Consider the following 18,250-nt stretch of genomic DNA (forward strand, 5'->3'; position numbering starts at 1 on the left):
ATGTCAAGGTCGAAGGTCAGGCTGTACGCGAGCTTCTGTAGACGGAAACGCCGAGTTCGCGGATCTTTTTGCGCAGCGTATTGCGGTTCAGACCCAGCAAATCGGCAGCCTTGATCTGGTTGCCACGGGTAGCCGTCAATGCCGCAAGTATTAACGGATATTCCATTTCCGTCAGCACGCGGTCGTACAGGCCGGGCGGTGGCAAGTTTTCGCCGAAACTGGCGAAATAACTACGCATATTCTCTTCGACCGCCTGGGCAATCGTCATCGAACCGCTGCGGATCGGACCCTTGTCGATCGGGCTATCGGGAACATCGGAGCGAAGCTCGGCGTCGATGATTTCGCGGGTGATGACATCCTGTGGATAAAGCGCCATCAGGCGGCGGATGAGGTTTTCCAGCTCGCGCACGTTGCCCGGCCAGGCATAGGCCTTCATCAGTTCCAGCGCTTCCTGATCGAAACGCTTGGAGCCGAGGCCTTCCTTTTCGGCCTGCTGGACGAAATGGCGGACGAGATCGGGAATATCCTCCGCACGGTCGCGCAGCGGCGGCAGGCGCAGCGGCACGACATTGAGGCGATAGTAGAGGTCTTCACGGAAGAGGCCCTGATTGATCGCCTGCTTCAGATCCTTGTTGGTCGCGGCAACGATTCGCACATCGGTGCGGATCGGCGTGCGGCCACCGACGGTCGTATATTCACCCTGCTGCAGAACGCGCAGAAGACGCGTCTGGGCATCCATCGGCATGTCGCCGATTTCATCGAGGAAAAGCGTACCGCCTTCGGCCTGTTCGAAACGGCCCGTAGAGCGGGTCTGTGCGCCGGTAAAGGCGCCCTTCTCGTGGCCGAAGAGCTCGGACTCGATAAGGTCACGCGGGATGGCCGCCATGTTGATGGCGACGAAGGGGCCGTTGCGGCGCTTGCCGTAATCATGCAGCGCGCGGGCGACGAGCTCCTTGCCGGTGCCGGATTCGCCGGTGATCATCAGCGTCAGGTCCGTCAGCATGAGACGAGCGAGAACGCGGTAGATTTCCTGCATCGCCGCCGAGCGGCCGACGAGCGGCATGCCGTCCTGTGTGTCGTCGTCGAGCTTTGCCGGCTTTCTCTTCGGTTCGGCGAGCGCCCGGCTGATGATACCGATCAGCTCCGTCAGGTCGAAGGGCTTCGGCAGGTAGTCATAGGCGCCCTTTTCCGACGCCTTGATCGCCGTCATGAAGGTGTTCTGCGCGCTCATGACGAGAACGGGCAGGTCCGGCCGCGCCTTCTTGATGCGCGGCAGAAGGTCGAAGGCATTCTCATCCGGCATGACGACGTCGGTCACAACGAGATCGCCCTCGCCGGCCGAAACCCAACGCCACAGCGTCGCGGCATTGGAAGTAATGCGCACATCATAACCGGCGCGGCTCAAGGCCTGATTGAGCACCGTGCGGATGGCCGCATCATCATCGGCAACGAGGATCGTGGCTGTCATCGATTGGGTCCTGTCGAGCTTGCAATAGCGGCGTCATCAAGCGAGGCATCCTTTGAGGCCGGCATGAGGACGCGGAAAATCGTGCGGTTGTTCTGGGTGTCGCATTCGATGATGCCGCCATGATCGCCGATGATCTTGGCAACCAGGGCGAGGCCGAGACCGCTGCCATTCGGCTTGGTGGTGATGAAGGGATCGAAGAGATGCGGCAAGAGGTCCGTCGGCACGCCGGGACCATTGTCGATGACACAGAATTCCAGCGGCAGCGAGATTTTCTCGCGCGTGCCGGCGACCGAAAGACGGATGCCCGGACGATAGGCCGTCGTCAGGATGATCTCGCCATCCGGCCGGTCACCGACGGCTTCGGCAGCGTTCTTCACCAGATTGAGGAAAACCTGCACGAGCTGGTCGCGATTGGCGTAGACGGCCGGCAGCGACGGGTCGTAATTCTCGGTCACGCGGATATTGCGGGCGAAACCCGCCTTGGCAACGGCCTTCACATGATCGAGCACGGAATGGATATTGACCGGCACGCGGTCAACAGGGCGCTCGTCGGAAAAGACTTCCATGCGATCGACCAGCGAGACGATGCGATCCGTCTCGTCGCAGATCAGGCGCGTCAAGGCGCGGTCGTCATCGATTACGGACTGTTCGAGAAGCTGGGCAGCGCCGCGGATACCGGAGAGCGGATTCTTGATCTCATGTGCGAGCATGGAGGCAAGACCCGTGACCGAGCGGGCAGCCGCGCGATGTGTCAGCTGCCGGTCGATCTTGTCTGCCATCGACCGTTCCTGGAAGACGACAACGACCGAGCCCGGCTCCGCAATGACCGGCGCAACATAGAGATCGACGAGCTTGTCCTGGCCGAGGCGCGGCGAGCTCAAATCAACGCGGTATTCGTTGACCGGCGCCTTGCGTTCGCGCACCTGATCGATCAGCGCCAGAAGCGGGCTGCCGAAGGGAATAAAGGTCGAGATGCGGTAGCGGGAGAGATGCGCAGCGCTGGCGCCAAAGAAGGCCTCGGCTTCCCAGTTCGCAAAAACGATGAAACCGCCCTCATCCACCATGACGACGGGGTTTTGGATGGCGTTCAGCACCGCCATTGCCATAGCGTTGACTGGATTCTCGGAAGAAGCTGTGCCGTCCGTGCTCATGCCGCCTCCCGCCGCTCTACTGCACCTGCCGCTATCGCATCGCCGAAGCGGGCAATCACATTATCAGGATCGCGCGATGTCATGATCGCAGCCTTTTGCTCGCCCGGAAGATCCGGCGCGAAGCGCTCCAGATACCATCCGAGATGTTTGCGGGCGTGCCTGACGGCAACGGTCTCGCCATAAAATTCCAGCATCATGCGATAGTGCTCGACGGCAATGGCCGCGATCTCTTCGCGCGCTGGTTCACGGGCACCTGCCAAAACACCGGCATGCCACGGCCTGCCCTGGCTGCCGCGGCCGATCATGACAGCATCGGCGCCCGAGCGGCGCAGGATCTCCTGCGCATCCTCAGCCGTTTCAACATCGCCATTGGCGATCAGCGGCACGGAAATGACATCGCGCACGGGACGGATGGCATCCCAGTCCGCCCTGCCCTCATAAAACTGCATGCGGGTGCGGCCGTGGATGGTGATGAGCTGGACGCCAGTCTCTTCGGCGCGCTTGGCAATATGTGGTGCGTTGATGGAATTCTCGTCCCAGCCGAGGCGCATCTTCAGCGTGACGGGGATATCGACTGCCTTGACGGTCGCCTCGATCAGCTCCAGCGCATGATCCGGATCGCGCATCAGCGCCGAACCGGAATAACCACCGATGACCTTCTTGGCCGGGCAGCCCATGTTGATGTCGATGATATCGGCGCCATGATCGGCCGCGATCTTGGCGGCTTCGGCCATCCAGCGCGCTTCACGGCCGGCGAGCTGCACCATATGCGGACGGAAACCGGCAGCCCGCAGGCGCACCCAGGATTCGGCGGTATCATTCACCAGTTCCCGGCTTGCTACCATTTCGGTGACAACGAGGCCCGCGCCATGGCGCCAGGCAAGTTCGCGGAACGGCATATCCGTGACACCCGACATCGGCGCAAGCACAACGCGGTTCCGCACGGACACTGGTCCGATTCGGAAAGGCGCTGCGAGGTCCTTGGAAATCAAATGATTATCTTTCAGGCACACCATGTAACTGCATTATTTTTAGCCATAGTTCTGCGGCTTGCCAAGAGGGTCGAGACCGAATTGATATTTTTTGGGCAAATGCTGGAAAAGGTCCGAGCAAGACGATAGAGCAACTGACATCCATTCCGCATATTCAGGGATTTATGCTGCAAATGCATACTAAGCAACCGATATCGGCTGGAATTGTCGTCGTTGCGGCGGGCCGCGGTGAACGCGCCGGATCACACGAGGAAGGCCCCAAGCAGTATCGGATGGTCGGCGGCAAGCCGGTTATCGTTCACACGCTTGAAAATTTCATGACATGGGAAGCGGCAACGCACATCGTCGTTGTCATCCACCCCGATGACGAAGCGCTTTTTGCCAGGGCATCCCGACACGTCATCTCCGCAACGCCGATCGAGACGGTTCATGGCGGCGCGACCCGACAGCAGTCGGTGCTGGCCGGCCTGCGACACCTTAGGGATAAGGGCATCAGCCACGTGCTGATCCACGACGCGGTGCGCCCCTTCGTCGATCACCAGCTTCTCGACCGGATCGCCGATACGCTTTCGGCCGGCGCGCCCGCGGTTCTTCCGGCAACGCCGGTCGCTGATACGCTGAAGCAGGCCGGCAGCGACGGGATCGTAGTTAAGACCATTCCGCGCGACCAGCTCTATGCGGCCCAGACGCCGCAATCCTTCGATTTCGCCACCATTCTCGAGGCGCATGAGAAGGCAGCCGCCAGCGGCAGGACGGATTTCACCGACGATGCATCAATCGCCGAGTGGCTCGGTATTCCTGTAACCATCGTCGAAGGCGCACCGACCAACGTCAAGCTGACAGTCAGAAGCGATATAGCCATGGCCGACGATAAGCTCTCAAACGCCCGTATCCCGGATGTGCGCACCGGCAACGGTTATGACGTGCATCAGCTCGAGCCCGGCGACGGTGTTACACTCTGCGGCGTCTTCATTCCGCATGATCAGAAGCTCAAGGGCCATTCGGATGCCGATGTGGCGTTGCATGCCTTGACGGATGCGCTGCTTGCCACCTGCGGCGCCGGAGATATCGGCGATCATTTCCCGCCATCCGACCAGCAATGGAAGGGTGCCCCTTCCCGCATCTTCATCGAACATGCAGCAAAGATCGTGCGCGATCATGGCGGCACCATCACCAATGCGGACGTCTCGCTGATTGCAGAGGCGCCGAAGGTCGGGCCGCATCGCGAAGCCATGCGCGCCAATCTTTCGGAATTCCTCGGCATCGACATCGAGCGCTGCTCGGTGAAAGCCACCACCAACGAGACGATCGGTTTCGTCGGCCGCCGCGAGGGGATCGCCGCGATTGCAACGGCAACCGTCGTCTATGGAGGCAGGAAGCGATGAGCCTGTTTCCCGCAGATATCACTTCGATGGCGGAAAACATCATCCGCAATTTCACGGCTGCGGGTCTGATGGTATCGACGGCAGAGTCCTGCACCGGCGGACTGATTGCCGGCGCGCTCACGGAGATCTCGGGATCGTCCGCTGTCGTTGACCGTGGCTTCGTGACCTATACGAACTTGGCCAAGATGCAGATGCTCGGCGTGCTGGAAGAGACGCTCATCCGTTTCGGCGCGGTTTCAGAGGAGACGGCCCGGCAGATGGTGCATGGTGCCCTCTTCCGCTCGCGCGCCGACCTTGCGGTCGCTGTGACGGGCATCGCCGGGCCTGGCGGCGGATCACCGGAAAAGCCAGTCGGGCTGGTGCATCTTGCGGCGAAATCACGTTCGGGTAAGCTTGTCCATCGTAAGATGCTTTACGGCGACATTGGCCGCACGGAAATCCGCCTGGCAACAATCCGGACGGCACTTCAAATGGTTATTGAAATTGCGTGATATTGAGTGAAGGAACAAAACGCAGGAATTTCAGTTTTTGCCGCGTGTAGGCAAGAACTAGTTTTGAAGGAACGGTCAAATGAGATACTTGGCATGCATCGGTGTCGTCTTGAGCCTCGCCTGCGTTTCGGCGGCTGAAGCACCATCCAACTATCAGGTTAATGGTGGCGTGCGGGTGGATTCGGACCCCGTTCTTCTGCGCAAATACGACCATGCGCTCCGCCGCTGCCAACCGGAAGCGCTGGGCTATCGCGGATCGCCTGATACCACCAGCCTGCTCTACAACGCAGCACTCAGAGGCTGCCTCTATCGCTACAGCTTCATCGACCGTGGCTCCTACGCTTATCCCGCGACGCAGATCTTCGACCATTTCTTCGATCGCTGACTGTCAGCCGTAGATCGTTGCCGCCCGTTTTTCGAAGGCGTCCGTGAACATGCGGAAAGCCCTGTCGAACATTGACCCCATGAGCGCGCCGAGAATGCGGCTCTTGAACTCATAGTCGATGAAAAAATCGACCGTACAGCCGCCGCCTTCCGCCTCGACGAACCGCCAGCGATTGTCGAGGTAGCGGAACGGGCCGTCGATATATTTGACGTCGATGACGCGCTCGGCCCTGTTGAGCAGGACCTGGGTCGTGAAGGTTTCGCGGATCGCTTTGTAGCCGACCGTCATGTCGGCGATCAGCAGTTCCTTGCCGTCACGCTCCTTGCGGTTCTTCACCGACAGAGCTTCGCAGAGCGGCAGAAATTCCGGATAACGTTCGACATCAGACACCAGGTTGAACATCTGGTCGGGCGTGTGCGGGACAGGGCGATGCGTTTCGAATTGCGGCATGAAGCGCAGTTAAGCCGGGACATCGAGAAGATCAAGAAGCGCTCGCATCTGGCGGCGGGATTTCACCTGCAAAACGGGCACATGCGGTCCGTGCGCAGCAATGGCTGATGTCACGCGCGGCGAGAATTTCTTCTCGAAGGTCCAGATGAATTCCAGAAACTGCCAATCGACCTTCTCGATGCAGCCGGGTGCCATTTCCGGGCGTGTGCGGCCAATGTGCTTCAGCCAGCGGGTCACAACTCCCCAGACGCAAAGCAGGCGCGGCATCCGCACCCAGATGACGATATCGGTGCGCGGCAGGCGGATATCGAAAGTGGACGGATTGGTGCCATCCATGATCCAGCGCTCGCCGGCAATCCTTTCGACGATCCGCTGGCGCTGTTCCTGCCTGCTGCGTTCCACCCAGCCCGGCAGCCAGAGGATATCGCGGTCGATCGAGAGATAGGTCAGGTCGAAATGGTTCGCCAGTTTCTGAGCAAGCGTCGACTTGCCGCCGCCCGAGCAGCCGATGACCAAGATGCGTCTCGCGTCGCGAATCTGCCCGGCGGCAAAGGCGTCGTCGACATAGTTGATTGCCTCGTCCGATTGCCGTTCCATTGCGAGTTCCTTCTTACTCGTTCACAGCCGGCAGTCTGGAGAGCAATTCGTCGCTCTCTTGGAAGGACTTGAGCGTCAGAACCGGGATGTCGCGGCCATGGCTTGCCAGCATCGCCGCGAATTTCGGCGCTTCCCGCTTTTCGAACGTCCAGATGTATTTCAGGAATTGCAAGTCGATCCGCTCAGGGCATCCCGGTGCCATGTCCGGCCGGGTCCGACCGCGATATTTCCACCAACGCCCGAGCACGCTGCGCACGGAAACGCTGCGCGCCGGGCGGCGCCAGAGCACCATATCGGCGCGCGCCAGACGGATCCGGCAATGTGCTTGGGTTGTTGCCGTCCATGATCCAGCGTTCGCCCGCAACGGCATCGCGGATGCGCTGAACGGATTCCTCCCGCGGACGCAGCTTCCAGCCGGGCAGCCAGAAGATGTCGCGGTCCATAGAGACGTAAGTCAGTCCGAATCGCCGTGCGAGCGCCTGGGCAAGCGTCGACTTGCCGGTGCCGGAGCAGCCGAAGACCAGGATGCGCTCGGCACGGGGAATAATGGTGGCAGCTTCGGCAATGGAGACTGCACGCACGGATTCAGGCGACGTCGTCACTTGATGCATGGCAAACTCGCTTTCGACAGGATCGCCTTCGCGGACCGATCTGTTGCGAAGAGCGGCGTGCTGGCTAGCTGCTTCGCGTGACCTGATGATGACAATGAAGCGAACAAAGAAAAACCGCGGCGAAAATCACCGCGGTCCTATTAAACACATGTGGCAAGCTCTTACTCGGCAGCCATCAGCAGCTTCTTCTCACGCGCAGCCTTCAGGCGGGCGAAGTCGTCGCCAGCGTGATGCGAGGAGCGCGTCAGCGGGCTGGAAGCGACCATCAGGAAGCCCTTAGTGTAAGCGACCGTCTCGTAGGACTTGAACTCTTCCGGAGTGACGAAGCTCTCGACCTTGTGGTGCTTGCGGGTCGGCTGCAGGTACTGGCCGATCGTCAGGAAGTCGACATCGGCGGTGCGCAGATCGTCCATGAGCTGGAGAACCTCGTTCCGCTCCTCACCGAGGCCGACCATGATACCGGATTTGGTGAACATGGTGGGATCGAGCTCCTTCACGCGCTGCAGCAGGCGGATGGAATGGAAGTAGCGGGCGCCCGGGCGAACCGTCAGATAGTTGCCGGCAACCGTTTCCATATTGTGGTTGAAGACGTCGGGCTTGGCAGCGACGACGCGTTCCAGCGCGCCAGGCTTCTTCAGGAAGTCGGGCGTCAGGATTTCGATCGTCGTCATCGGCGAAGCGGCGCGGATTGCCCAGATGACCTTTTCGAAATGCTCGGCGCCGCCATCTTCCAGATCGTCGCGGTCGACGGAGGTGATGACAACGTGGCTCAGGCCCATCTGCTTGACGGCCTTGGCGACGTTTTCCGGCTCGGCCATGTCGAGCGCATTCGGCTTGCCGGTCGCGACGTTGCAGAAGGCGCATGCGCGCGTACAGATCTCGCCCATGATCATGAAGGTGGCGTGCTTCTTGTCCCAGCACTCGCCGATATTCGGGCAGCCCGCCTCTTCGCAGACGGTGACGAGCTTGTGCTCCTTCACGATCGAGCGGGTTTCGGCGTAGCCTTTCGAGGTCGGCGCCTTCACACGAATCCAGTCCGGCTTGCGCAGGACTTCCGTATCCGGGCGATGCGCCTTTTCCGGATGCCGCACACGCTTTGCGTCTGGATTGATCGTGTCGAGAATGGTGACCATGTCAGTTCAACTTTCCGCCGCCCCATGCGGCCCGGATTGTCATATTGCGCATCGTTCGTTTATTCAAATCTTTCGATCTGAAGGGATGCGCCCTGTCTTCGCACTTTATCTTCGAACCAGCCGCGCGAAGAATATCAGCAGGCAGGCGCCAATGAAGCCCGTCACGAAGTAGCCGAACCTTCCGCCGGCAACCTCGATATGGAACTGTGCCAGGATGGCGGTGGCGACGACCGAGCCGACAATGCCGAGCACGATGTTCAGCAATATGCCGTAACGCGCTTCCATCAGCTTGCCCGCGAGCCAGCCCGCAAGTCCACCGATAATGATTGCCGAAATCCAGCCGACGCCTTCCATCCCGTGTTTCTGCCCTACGCTATCGCCCTTGCGATCAGCACCACGACAATGGCGCCGACAGTGGCGTGGATGATCTGAACCACCAGTGCATTTTCAATGCCCAGAGAAATCCCCAATGCATTAAACAAAAACCCGCCCACGAACGCGCCGATGATGCCGCTGAGCAGGCACCGTATCAACCCACCACCACCGACGACCAGGCTCGCGAGGAAGCCCGCGACCAGACCGATCAGCAGAAAGACGAGAAGCGACTGCGTGCTCATAGACATGATGATTTCCTTTCGTTTTTTCCACCCCGGGGAGCGAATGGATTTTCCATCCCGGGCAATGGCGTTCCGCCACGGGATAGAGGGCGCACAAGAAAATTATCAAGCGTTCAGAACGCGGCCGTAAGCATCGAGCACGCTTTCCTTCATCGTCTCCGAAATGGTCGGATGCGGGAAGATCGTGTGTATCAGTTCTTCTTCCGTCGTCTCCAGGTTCATGGCGACCACGAAGCCCTGGATGAGCTCGGTGACTTCGGCGCCGACCATGTGGGCGCCGAGCAGTTCGCCGGTCTTCTTGTCGAAGATCGTCTTGACCAGACCCTGGTCTTCGCCGAGCGCGACAGCCTTGCCGTTGGCGCTGAAAGGGAAGCGGCCAACGCGGATATCGCGGCCCAACTCCTTGGCCTTAGCCTCGGTCAGGCCGACAGATGCGACCTGCGGGTTGCAGTAGGTGCAGCCCGGGATCTTGAGCTTGTCCATCGGATGAACGTTCGGCAGGCCGGCAATCTTCTCGACACAGACGACGCCTTCATGCTCGGCCTTGTGGGCCAGCAGCGGCGGGCCGGCAACGTCGCCGATCGCGTAGATGCCAGGCACATTGGTCCTGCCATAGCCGTCGATGACGATGAAGCCACGATCGGTCTTCACGCCGACAGCCTCAAGGCCGATGCCTTCGACATTGGCCTGCACGCCGACGGCTGAAATCATGCGGTCTGCAGTGATCGTTTCCGTCGTTCCGTCTTTCTTCTGGATGGTGGCAGTGATCGAATTTGCGCCCTTCTCCACCTTGGCGACCTTGGCCTCCAGATGGATCTTCATGCCCTGACGCTCGAACTGCTTCTTGGCGAGAGCGGAGATTTCCACATCCTCGACCGGCATGACCTGGCTCATGATCTCGACGACGGTGACGTCGACGCCCATCGTGCGGTAGAAGCTTGCGAATTCGATACCGATCGCGCCCGATCCCATGACAAGCAGGGACTTCGGCAGTTCGTCCGCCTTCATTGCTTCAAAATAGGTCCAGATCAGCTTACCATCCGGCTCGATGCCCGGCAGTGCGCGCGGACGCGCGCCGGTCGCAACGATGATGTGCTTGGCCGTATAGGTGCCTTCGCCGAGCGCGTTCTTCGGCACCGGACCCATCGGCTCCATCGGCTTCTTCGTCGTCTTGGAAACGACAATCTCGCCGGGCTTGGTGATCTTTGCCTCACCCCAGATGACATCGACCTTGTTCTTCTTGAACAGGAAGCCGACGCCGTTATTCATGCGATGCGCAATACCGCGCGAACGGGTGACGATCGCCTTGATATCGGGCTTGATCGTGCCTTCCAGCACCAGGCCGTAATCCTTGCCGTGCTGGGCGGTATGCAGGACGTCAGCCGAGCGCAGCAGCGCCTTGGTCGGAATGCAGCCCCAGTTGGAGCAAATGCCGGCGAGATGTTCGCGCTCGACGCAGGCGACCTTGAGGCCGAGCTGCGCGGCGCGGATGGCGGCGATATAGCCGCCGGGACCGGAACCGATGACGATGACGTCGTAGGATTGAGCCATTGCTTTCCTGCCTTTGTTACGCTCGCGCGCGGGTCATGAGAACCCATGCGTGCTTTTTGCTGTTATCGAAGAGCGGCACGGCATTCATGCGCGCCGCTTCCGAAAATCCGTTTCTTCCGTAAAGCGACAGAGCCGCTTCGTTACTATCCGACGTGATCAGGCTGACCGGCAGCACGTCTGCCCTTGCGAGCTGATCTTCCAGCAGCCTCTTGCCGATGCCGATACCGCGCATATGGCGATAGACCGCGAGACTGCCAATGAACCAGTGTCCGATCACCGATCTCTGCATCGCCAGCATCGGCTCTATGGCCGGATGCCGCGCTTCGAGATCACGTATGCCTTCATCCACTTCGTAACCGATCGCCATTCCGGCGATCTCATCATAGGCCTCGCCGATGACGGCGTTCTTCCAGCCGCCGAGCGCCTCGTCGCTCATCTTCAGCCGGCCCCGCTCCAGCGGTGTATCGCTCGTGCCGCTTGCGACATCGGCAAACCAGAGCCATGAGGCAAAGCCGTGAGAAGCAATATCCGCCAGTATCGCCAGTTCCGAAGCATCCCGGCGGGAGGCCTGTCGGAGAGCGAGAAAGGCAGTCATCGTCAGAGGCCCAGCATCATCCGCACGATGGGCTCAAGGCCGCGACCGAGCGCACGCGTATTCTCCGCATCGAGGTGAATACCGTCGATCGGCGTCGTCTTGGCGACGGAATTGCCGTCGAAGAAGCCGCAGCCGAGTTCATCAGCGAGATCACGGTAAAGCGTCGGAAGCTTTGCCGATTCCTCGATGCCACCGGGGAAGGATGCCGCGAAGGGCACATTGCCCGTCGCGCAGATTGCCGGCGACGCCACGATCAGGATCTCCGGCCCATCGAATTCGAAGGGCCAGGCATGATTGCGGATCAGCCGCACCAGACGGCCGATGCCCTGGCACGCGGCAAAGGCCGAGCCGGCAACGACCGGCTTCATGTCGTTGGTGCCGAGCAGCAGGATAACGAGATCGAGCGGCGCATGCGTCTGCAGAACAGTCGGCAGAATGCGTGCGCCATTGCGATCGCAATCGGCAAGATGGTCGTCAAAGGCGGTGGTGCGGCCGTTCAGGCCTTCCGCGATGACGCGAACTCCGCTTCCGAGCGTTGCCTGAAGCACGCTCGGCCAGCGGTTTTCGTAGGCATGACGGCCGATCGTGACGGCGTCATAGCCCCAAGTCAGCGAGTCACCATAGCAAAGAACAGTCTTCGTCATGTCCGCCCTCCCGCGTCCTGCTTAGACCAGCATGCCCATCGGATTTTCGATGTAGCCCTTGAAGGCCTGCAGCAACTCAGCACCGAGAGCACCGTCAACGCAACGATGGTCAGTCGAGAGCGTCACGGTCATGACCGTAGCAATCGCCATTTCGCCGTTCTTGACGATGACGCGCTGCTCCCCCGCGCCGACTGCGAGGATGGTCGCATGCGGCGGGTTTATGACGGCTGCGAAGTTCTTCACGCCCATCATTCCCATGTTGGAGACCGAGGTCGTGCCGCCCTGATATTCCTCAGGCTTCAGCTTGCGATCTTTCGCGCGCTTGCCGAGATCGCGCATCTCGTTGGAGATGGTCGATAGCGTCTTCTCCTCAGCCTTGCGGACGATCGGGGTGATCAGGCCGCCAGGGATCGAGACAGCCACGCCGACATCGGCATGCTTGTGCTTGACCATGGCATTTTCGGTCCAGGAGACGTTGGCATCCGGAATGTCGCGCAGTGCCAAAGCCATGGCCTTGATGACCATGTCGTTGACCGAAAGCTTGTAGGCCGGAGCACCGTCCTTGCGGGGAGCGGCGTCGTTCAGCTGCGCACGCAGCGCCATTAGCGCGTCGAGTTCGCAATCGACCGAAACGTAGAAGTGCGGAACGGTCTGCTTGGATTCGACGAGGCGACGGGCAATCGTCTTGCGCATGCCGTCATGCGGCACGAGCTCGTAGGAGCCCGGCTCGAAGAGCTTGAGCACGGCTTCATCCGAAGCGCCCTTCGGAGCGGCAGCGGCCGGAGCCGGTGCAGCAGCCTGCGGGGCAGCAACAGCAGCCGGAGCGGCCTTGGCGCCACCACCGGCAGCAGCAGCTTCGACATCACTCTTGACGACACGGCCATGCGGACCGGTGCCGGCAACGGCAGAGATATCGATACCGGCTTCCTTGGCGAGACGGCGAGCAAGCGGCGAAGAGAAGGTGCGAGCGCCAGCCGAGGAGGCGGCAGCCGGGGCGGGGGCCGGAGCTGCCGGTGCCGGAGCGGGTGCTGTCTCAGCCTTCGGTGCTTCGGCTGGTGCCGGAGCAACCGCAGCCTTCGGCGCCGGAGCGGCGGAGCCGGCACCGCTTGCGGCGGCGGCGACATCTTCGCCATCGGCGGCGAGAACGGCGATCAGGGCGTTGACCTTCACGCCTTCGCTGCCAGCCGGAACGACGAGCTTGGCAACGGTGCCTTCGTCGATGGCTTCGACTTCCATCGTCGCCTTGTCGGTCTCGATCTCAGCGATCACATCGCCGGACTTGACCTTATCGCCTTCCTTGACCAGCCACTTGGCCAGATTGCCTTCTTCCATGGTCGGAGAGAGGGCGGGCATCGTGATATTGATCGGCATCGAAAGGCCCTCCCCTTATTTGTAGCAAACGGCTTTCACCGCATCGACCACTTCGCCGACATTCGGAAGCGCGAGCTTCTCGAGATTGGCGGCGTAAGGCATCGGAACGTCCTTGCCGGCGATCGTCAGGATCGGCGCATCGAGGTAATCGAAGGCCTGCTGCATGACGCGGGTGGCGATTTCGGTGCCAACGGAGTTCTGCGGATAACCTTCTTCGACGGTGACCAGACGGCCTGTCTTCTTGACCGATTCGATCACGGTCGGAAGATCCATCGGGCGAAGCGTGCGCAGATCGATCAGTTCGACATCGATGCCGAGCTTTTCGAGTTCAGCAACCGCCTTCGTCGCATAGGTCATGCCGATGCCGAAGGAGACGACGGTGACATCCTTGCCCGGGCGGTGGATGCGGGCATTGCCGATCGGCAGAACGAAATTATCGAGCTTCGGTACATCGAAATGCTGACCGTAGAGAATTTCGTTTTCGAGGAAGACGACCGGATTCGGGTCACGGATCGCGGCCTTGAGCAGACCCTTGGCGTCGGATGCCGTGTAGGGCATGACAACCTTCAGGCCGGGGATCGCGCTATACCAGGCCGCGTAATCCTGGCTGTGCTGGGCGCCGACGCGGGCAGCAGCACCGTTCGGGCCGCGGAAAACGATCGGGGCACCCATCTGGCCGCCCGACATATAGAGCGTCTTGGCAGCCGAGTTGATGATCTGGTCGATCGCCTGCATGGCGAAGTTGAAGGTCATGAACTCGACGATCGGCTTCAGGCCGGCCATGGCAGCACCGACGCCGACGCCGGCGAAGCCGTGTTCGGTGATCGGCGTATCGATAACGCGGCGAGCGCCGAATTCCTGCAGAAGACCCTGGGTGACCTTGTAGGCGCCCTGGTATTCGGCAACTTCCTCGCCCATGACGAAGACGTTGTCATCGGCGCGCATTTCTTCGGCCATGGCGTCACGAAGGGCTTCGCGCACCGTCATCGACACCATCTCGGTACCGGCAGGAATTTCCGGGTCGTTCGGCACGAAAGCCTTGGGCTCGGCCGGAACCGGAGCAGCAGCTGCAGCCGGCTTTTCTTCCTGGGCAGCAGGCGCCGCGGCGGCCGGAGCCGGCTGAGTGGCAGCCGGAGCGGCGGAAATCGCGTCGGCGGATTCGCCATCCTGCAGCAGGATGGCGATCTTGGCATTCACCTTGACGTTTTCGGTGCCTGCCGGAACCAGCAGCTTGCCGATGACGCCTTCATCGACGGCTTCGACTTCCATCGTCGCCTTGTCGGTTTCGATTTCGGCAATCACGTCACCGGACGTGACCTTGTCGCCTTCATTCTTGAGCCACTTGGACAGCGTGCCTTCTTCCATCGTCGGAGAGAGGGCGGGCATGAGGATATCGATAGGCATGGGTTCCCTCCCCGATTAGAGCAGAATGTCGGTGTAGAGTTCGGATGCATCCGGCTCCGGATCGGCCTGGGCGAAATCGGCACTGTCGGCGACGATGTCGCGGACTTCCTTGTCGATCGCCTTCAGATCGTCTTCGGTCGCCCAACCCTTTTCCATCACGCGCAGGCGAACCTGCTCGATCGGGTCCTGCTCGGAGCGCATCTTCTGCACTTCTTCCTTGGTGCGATACTTCGCCGGGTCCGACATGGAGTGGCCGCGGTAGCGATAGGTCAGCATTTCAAGGATGATCGGGCCCTTGCCCGAGCGGCAGTGCTCGAGCGCCTCATCGGCAGCAGCTTTGACGGCGCGAACGTCCATGCCGTCAACCTGGACGCCCGGGATACCGAAGCCGGAACCGCGAAGCGAATAGTTCGACTGAGCCGTCGCGCGAGCCGTCGACGTGCCCATGGCATAACGGTTGTTTTCGACGATGTAGATGATCGGTAGCTTCCAGAGAGCAGCCATGTTGAAGCTCTCGTAGACCTGACCCTGGTTGGCAGCACCGTCGCCGAAATAGGCAATCGAGACAGAGTTGTTGCCGCGGTACCGGTTGGCGAAGGCGAGACCGGTGCCGAGCGACACCTGCGCGCCGACGATGCCGTGACCGCCGTAGAAATGCTTCTCCTTGGAGAACATGTGCATCGAACCGCCCTTCCCGTGGGAATAGCCGTTGCGACGCCCCGTCAGCTCAGCCATGACGCCGCGTGCTTCCATGCCGGTAGCCAGCATATGACCGTGGTCGCGATAGGCGGTGATGACCTGATCGCCTTCCTTCTGCGCCATCTGCATGCCGACGACGACAGCCTCCTGGCCGATGTAAAGGTGACAGAAACCACCGATGAAGCCCATGCCGTAAAGCTGGCCCGCCTTTTCCTCGAAACGGCGGATGAGCAGCATCTCGCGATAGGCCTTCAGCTCCTCGTCGCGATCGAAATCGGCGATAGGACCACCGTTCGATGCCTTGGCTGCGGATTTCGCACTGTTTTTGCGGCTGGAAACGGTCGCGGTTTTGCGCAACGCCATTCAACCCTCCCTATGGGTTTATCGGTTCTCAGGTGGCGCGTACCATAGGGAAGAAAAATGACCACAGCAATGCCATAATTGCATGGCTCATATTCGCAGGTAAATTATTGATAAATAACAGGAATTTTTGATTAACCCAAATTCGGTTAATTGCGGTAGTGATTGTAAATGACAATCTCATCCGCGCGCGACATGTTGAGCTGATATCGCGCCTTTTCGTCGAGCATATCCTTGTCCAGCGAGCCGTCACTCAGGAGCGCTACCTGCGCCTCCAGATGCTCACGCTTAACCTTCAGCACAGCCAATTCCTTCTCACGCGCGACACGCTGGCGCTCGAACGCCTCCGTCGCACGCAGACCATAGTCACCGTGAATGCAATGATAACCGAAATAGGAAAGGAAGGCGACCGTCATGGCCGGAATGACGAAGCGGCCAGTCTTTCTCTTCTTATGATGCTTTGTCCACATACACGCATGCTCTAACGCATTACCAATCGTTTCAATTTACCGCGCAGAGATTAACCGTTCGTTGACTCAAAGCCCACCACGGGCAGACTCAACAAAAAACCCGCGCCGGAGCGCGGGTTCCAAATGACTGATTTATCAGTTCGTATTAGCCGCGGATGATGGAGCGGCCGGCATACTGAGCCTGCGGGCCGAGACCTTCTTCGATGCGGATCAGCTGGTTGTATTTGGCAAGGCGATCCGAGCGCGACAGCGAGCCGGTCTTGATCTGGCCGCAGTTGGTGGCAACTGCGAGATCGGCGATCGTGGAATCTTCCGTTTCGCCCGAGCGGTGCGACATCACGGCAGTGTAGGCCGCCTTGTGCGCGGTGTTGACGGCATCGAGCGTTTCCGTCAGCGAGCCGATCTGGTTGACCTTGACGAGGATCGAGTTGGCGACGCCCATGCGGATACCGTCACGCAGGCGAGCCGAGTTGGTGACGAACAAGTCATCGCCGACGAGCTGGCACTTTTTGCCGACGAGATCGGTCAGTGTCTTCCAGCCTTCCCAATCGTCTTCTGCCATGCCGTCTTCGACGGAAATGATCGGGTACTTGCCGACGAGTTCGGCGAGGTATTCGGCCATTGCGCCCGGTTCGAGCGTGCGGCCTTCGCCTTCCATCACATACTTGCCGTCCTTGAAGAATTCCGTCGAGGCGCAATCGAGGCCGAGATAGATGTCCTCGCCCGGCTTGTAGCCGGCTTTCTCAACCGACTTCATGATGAAGTCGAGGGCTTCCGGAGCGCTCTTCAGGCCCGGGGCAAAACCGCCTTCGTCGCCGACATTGGTGTTGTGGCCCTGGGCGGCGAGTTCCTTGCGCAGCGTATGGAAGACTTCCGAGCCCATGCGGACAGCTTCACGGATAGAGTCTGCGCCAACCGGCAGGATCATGAATTCCTGGAAATCGATCGGGTTGTCGGCATGTGCGCCACCGTTGATGATGTTCATCATAGGAACCGGTAGCAGGCTGGCCGAAGCGCCACCAACATAACGGTAGAGCGGCAGGCCGGAAGCCTCCGCGGCGGCCTTGGCAACAGCGAGCGAAACGCCGAGGATGGCGTTGGCCCCAAGGCGCGACTTGTTCGGCGTACCGTCGAGCTCGATCATGATCTTGTCGATCTGGATCTGGTTTTCAGCGTCGATGCCGCCGATGGCGTCGAAGATCTCGGTGTTGGCGGCTTCGACGGCCTTTTCGACACCCTTGCCCAGGTAGCGCTTGCCGCCGTCACGTAGTTCGACGGCTTCATGCGCGCCGGTCGAGGCACCCGAGGGAACAGCCGCACGGCCCATGCTGCCGTCTTCGAGATAGACATCGACTTCGACGGTGGGGTTACCACGGCTATCAAGAATCTCGCGGGCGATGATATCGGTAATTGCAGTCATGGTTTTTTCCTGCTCGGTGGGTGGATAAATCGTTTGAAACCGTCTTAATCGAAGGTGCGCAAATTACAATGCCGCAATTTTGCACGTTCGGGCAGCGCATCAGACGTGGCCTATAGCACAATCATGTCAGGGTTTTGAAGGGAACGGCAGTCGCCGGCCAGCATATCCCATCCATCGAAAGACGATAAACTGTTTATCCGGGCGGAATGTTGGCAAGCCACCATCGTTGGCAGCAACCCACGGCTGAAAATTCCTGCAACAGCCCCAATTTTGGACGGCTTCTCGCCCTTTGATTTCAGCCTTCGGTAACCATCCCGGTTTAATTTTGAAAGCTTGGGAGAGGCCCTCAAAAGTCGGTCGTTTCGGCCACTCAGGCAAATACGGAACGGCTGGAATGAACAGCTGCGGCCCCCTCCAAAAACAACCAGTACGGGATTTTATCGACTCTCTTGGCGG

At 60.2% G+C, this 18,250-nt stretch carries 19 protein-coding genes and 1 pseudogene; 3 read left to right on the forward strand and 17 right to left on the reverse strand.

All coding sequences use genetic code 11. The annotated features are described in order from the left end of the window. Positions 1-16: 16 nt before the first annotated feature. Genes ntrC through dusB form a run of 3 tightly spaced genes read right to left on the reverse strand, consistent with a single transcriptional unit; the run spans position 17 to position 3,635 of the window. Positions 17-1,468, reverse strand: coding sequence for a nitrogen regulation protein NR(I) (ntrC, locus tag AB4Z13_RS15050; protein ID WP_007822475.1), 1,452 nt, complete (start codon positions 1,466-1,468; stop codon positions 17-19). After that, entirely contained in the window at positions 1,465-2,619 is a 1,155-nt protein-coding gene (locus tag AB4Z13_RS15055; RefSeq protein WP_113325290.1) for a two-component system sensor histidine kinase NtrB, read from the reverse strand. Before AB4Z13_RS15055 ends, ntrC begins: the two co-directional genes overlap by 4 nt. Beyond that, positions 2,616-3,635, reverse strand: coding sequence for a tRNA dihydrouridine synthase DusB (dusB, locus tag AB4Z13_RS15060; RefSeq protein WP_439014895.1), 1,020 nt, complete (start codon positions 3,633-3,635; stop codon positions 2,616-2,618). Before dusB ends, AB4Z13_RS15055 begins: the two co-directional genes overlap by 4 nt. A gap of 140 nt (positions 3,636-3,775) precedes the next feature. Between dusB and AB4Z13_RS15065 the strand changes: the two genes are divergently transcribed. The 3 genes from AB4Z13_RS15065 (at position 3,776) to AB4Z13_RS15075 (ending at position 5,872) form a co-directional block, all read left to right on the forward strand. Next, entirely contained in the window at positions 3,776-4,996 is a 1,221-nt protein-coding gene (locus AB4Z13_RS15065) for a bifunctional 2-C-methyl-D-erythritol 4-phosphate cytidylyltransferase/2-C-methyl-D-erythritol 2,4-cyclodiphosphate synthase (RefSeq protein WP_439014894.1), read from the forward strand. Beyond that, entirely contained in the window at positions 4,993-5,487 is a 495-nt protein-coding gene (locus AB4Z13_RS15070) for a CinA family protein (RefSeq protein WP_439014893.1), read from the forward strand. The genes AB4Z13_RS15065 and AB4Z13_RS15070 overlap by 4 nt, the downstream gene beginning before the upstream one ends. Positions 5,488-5,566: 79 nt before the next feature. Then, entirely contained in the window at positions 5,567-5,872 is a 306-nt protein-coding gene (locus tag AB4Z13_RS15075) for a hypothetical protein (RefSeq protein ID WP_113325294.1), read from the forward strand. A 3-nt stretch (positions 5,873-5,875) separates the two neighbouring features. Here the strand turns inward: AB4Z13_RS15075 and AB4Z13_RS15080 are convergent, their stop codons facing one another. The 14 genes and pseudogenes from AB4Z13_RS15080 to eno form a co-directional block, all read right to left on the reverse strand. Continuing rightward, complete coding sequence (locus tag AB4Z13_RS15080) at positions 5,876-6,322, reverse strand: type II toxin-antitoxin system RatA family toxin (RefSeq protein WP_439014892.1); 447 nt, start codon at positions 6,320-6,322, stop codon at positions 5,876-5,878. A gap of 9 nt (positions 6,323-6,331) precedes the next feature. Next, positions 6,332-6,919 (reverse strand): AAA family ATPase, encoded by a 588-nt coding sequence (locus AB4Z13_RS15085; RefSeq protein ID WP_439014891.1) that lies wholly within the window; start codon positions 6,917-6,919, stop codon positions 6,332-6,334. A 13-nt stretch (positions 6,920-6,932) separates the two neighbouring features. Further along, positions 6,933-7,530, reverse strand: a pseudogene (locus AB4Z13_RS15090) (AAA family ATPase). 161 nt (positions 7,531-7,691) lie between these two features. Next, on the reverse strand, positions 7,692-8,663 hold the full coding sequence (lipA, locus tag AB4Z13_RS15095) for a lipoyl synthase (protein ID WP_113325298.1): 972 nt from the start codon (positions 8,661-8,663) through the stop codon (positions 7,692-7,694). 105 nt (positions 8,664-8,768) lie between these two features. Beyond that, the gene (locus AB4Z13_RS15100; RefSeq protein ID WP_113325299.1) at positions 8,769-9,017 is read right to left on the reverse strand and encodes a GlsB/YeaQ/YmgE family stress response membrane protein; all 249 of its coding nucleotides are present in this window, start codon (positions 9,015-9,017) and stop codon (positions 8,769-8,771) included. A gap of 14 nt (positions 9,018-9,031) precedes the next feature. Continuing rightward, positions 9,032-9,286 carry a GlsB/YeaQ/YmgE family stress response membrane protein gene (locus AB4Z13_RS15105; protein WP_113325300.1) on the reverse strand — a complete coding sequence of 85 codons (255 nt, stop codon included), beginning with the start codon at positions 9,284-9,286 and terminating at the stop codon, positions 9,032-9,034. Positions 9,287-9,385: 99 nt separating this feature from the next. Continuing rightward, positions 9,386-10,831: a dihydrolipoyl dehydrogenase gene (gene lpdA, locus AB4Z13_RS15110; RefSeq protein ID WP_439014890.1), complete on the reverse strand. Its 1,446-nt coding sequence runs from the start codon at positions 10,829-10,831 to the stop codon at positions 9,386-9,388. A 16-nt stretch (positions 10,832-10,847) separates the two neighbouring features. Beyond that, positions 10,848-11,426, reverse strand: a complete 579-nt coding sequence (locus AB4Z13_RS15115) for a GNAT family N-acetyltransferase (protein ID WP_439014889.1) — start codon at positions 11,424-11,426, stop codon at positions 10,848-10,850. A 2-nt stretch (positions 11,427-11,428) separates the two neighbouring features. Beyond that, on the reverse strand, positions 11,429-12,070 hold the full coding sequence (locus tag AB4Z13_RS15120; RefSeq protein ID WP_439014888.1) for an SGNH/GDSL hydrolase family protein: 642 nt from the start codon (positions 12,068-12,070) through the stop codon (positions 11,429-11,431). Between the two features lie 21 nt (positions 12,071-12,091). Continuing rightward, positions 12,092-13,441: a pyruvate dehydrogenase complex dihydrolipoamide acetyltransferase gene (locus AB4Z13_RS15125; RefSeq protein ID WP_439014887.1), complete on the reverse strand. Its 1,350-nt coding sequence runs from the start codon at positions 13,439-13,441 to the stop codon at positions 12,092-12,094. A gap of 15 nt (positions 13,442-13,456) precedes the next feature. Further along, positions 13,457-14,845: a pyruvate dehydrogenase complex E1 component subunit beta gene (locus AB4Z13_RS15130; protein WP_442206255.1), complete on the reverse strand. Its 1,389-nt coding sequence runs from the start codon at positions 14,843-14,845 to the stop codon at positions 13,457-13,459. Positions 14,846-14,860: 15 nt separating this feature from the next. Then, positions 14,861-15,907: a pyruvate dehydrogenase (acetyl-transferring) E1 component subunit alpha gene (gene pdhA, locus AB4Z13_RS15135; protein ID WP_113322839.1), complete on the reverse strand. Its 1,047-nt coding sequence runs from the start codon at positions 15,905-15,907 to the stop codon at positions 14,861-14,863. A gap of 146 nt (positions 15,908-16,053) precedes the next feature. After that, positions 16,054-16,374 carry an FtsB family cell division protein gene (locus AB4Z13_RS15140; protein ID WP_007822443.1) on the reverse strand — a complete coding sequence of 107 codons (321 nt, stop codon included), beginning with the start codon at positions 16,372-16,374 and terminating at the stop codon, positions 16,054-16,056. A 145-nt stretch (positions 16,375-16,519) separates the two neighbouring features. Beyond that, on the reverse strand, positions 16,520-17,794 hold the full coding sequence (eno, locus tag AB4Z13_RS15145; RefSeq protein WP_037106212.1) for a phosphopyruvate hydratase: 1,275 nt from the start codon (positions 17,792-17,794) through the stop codon (positions 16,520-16,522). Positions 17,795-18,250: the final 456 nt, after the last annotated feature.

Source organism: Rhizobium sp. YAF28, from assembly GCF_052113285.1.
Taxonomy (GTDB): domain Bacteria; phylum Pseudomonadota; class Alphaproteobacteria; order Rhizobiales; family Rhizobiaceae; genus Rhizobium.

Coding starts and splice junctions, on each gene's coding strand:
- AB4Z13_RS15080 (WP_439014892.1), bottom strand. CDS start 6,322: ATGCCGCAATTCGAAACGCATCGCCCTGTCCCGCACACGCCCGACCAG.
- lpdA (WP_439014890.1), bottom strand. CDS start 10,831: ATGGCTCAATCCTACGACGTCATCGTCATCGGTTCCGGTCCCGGCGGC.
- AB4Z13_RS15105 (WP_113325300.1), bottom strand. CDS start 9,286: ATGTCTATGAGCACGCAGTCGCTTCTCGTCTTTCTGCTGATCGGTCTG.
- lipA (WP_113325298.1), bottom strand. CDS start 8,663: ATGGTCACCATTCTCGACACGATCAATCCAGACGCAAAGCGTGTGCGG.
- AB4Z13_RS15130 (WP_442206255.1), bottom strand. CDS start 14,845: ATGCCTATCGATATCCTCATGCCCGCCCTCTCTCCGACGATGGAAGAA.
- AB4Z13_RS15140 (WP_007822443.1), bottom strand. CDS start 16,374: ATGTGGACAAAGCATCATAAGAAGAGAAAGACTGGCCGCTTCGTCATT.
- dusB (WP_439014895.1), bottom strand. CDS start 3,635: ATGGTGTGCCTGAAAGATAATCATTTGATTTCCAAGGACCTCGCAGCG.
- ntrC (WP_007822475.1), bottom strand. CDS start 1,468: ATGACAGCCACGATCCTCGTTGCCGATGATGATGCGGCCATCCGCACG.
- AB4Z13_RS15075 (WP_113325294.1), top strand. CDS start 5,567: ATGAGATACTTGGCATGCATCGGTGTCGTCTTGAGCCTCGCCTGCGTT.
- AB4Z13_RS15100 (WP_113325299.1), bottom strand. CDS start 9,017: ATGGAAGGCGTCGGCTGGATTTCGGCAATCATTATCGGTGGACTTGCG.
- pdhA (WP_113322839.1), bottom strand. CDS start 15,907: ATGGCGTTGCGCAAAACCGCGACCGTTTCCAGCCGCAAAAACAGTGCG.
- AB4Z13_RS15065 (WP_439014894.1), top strand. CDS start 3,776: ATGCTGCAAATGCATACTAAGCAACCGATATCGGCTGGAATTGTCGTC.
- AB4Z13_RS15070 (WP_439014893.1), top strand. CDS start 4,993: ATGAGCCTGTTTCCCGCAGATATCACTTCGATGGCGGAAAACATCATC.
- AB4Z13_RS15125 (WP_439014887.1), bottom strand. CDS start 13,441: ATGCCGATCAATATCACGATGCCCGCCCTCTCTCCGACCATGGAAGAA.
- AB4Z13_RS15115 (WP_439014889.1), bottom strand. CDS start 11,426: ATGACTGCCTTTCTCGCTCTCCGACAGGCCTCCCGCCGGGATGCTTCG.
- AB4Z13_RS15055 (WP_113325290.1), bottom strand. CDS start 2,619: ATGAGCACGGACGGCACAGCTTCTTCCGAGAATCCAGTCAACGCTATG.
- AB4Z13_RS15085 (WP_439014891.1), bottom strand. CDS start 6,919: ATGGAACGGCAATCGGACGAGGCAATCAACTATGTCGACGACGCCTTT.
- eno (WP_037106212.1), bottom strand. CDS start 17,794: ATGACTGCAATTACCGATATCATCGCCCGCGAGATTCTTGATAGCCGT.
- AB4Z13_RS15120 (WP_439014888.1), bottom strand. CDS start 12,070: ATGACGAAGACTGTTCTTTGCTATGGTGACTCGCTGACTTGGGGCTAT.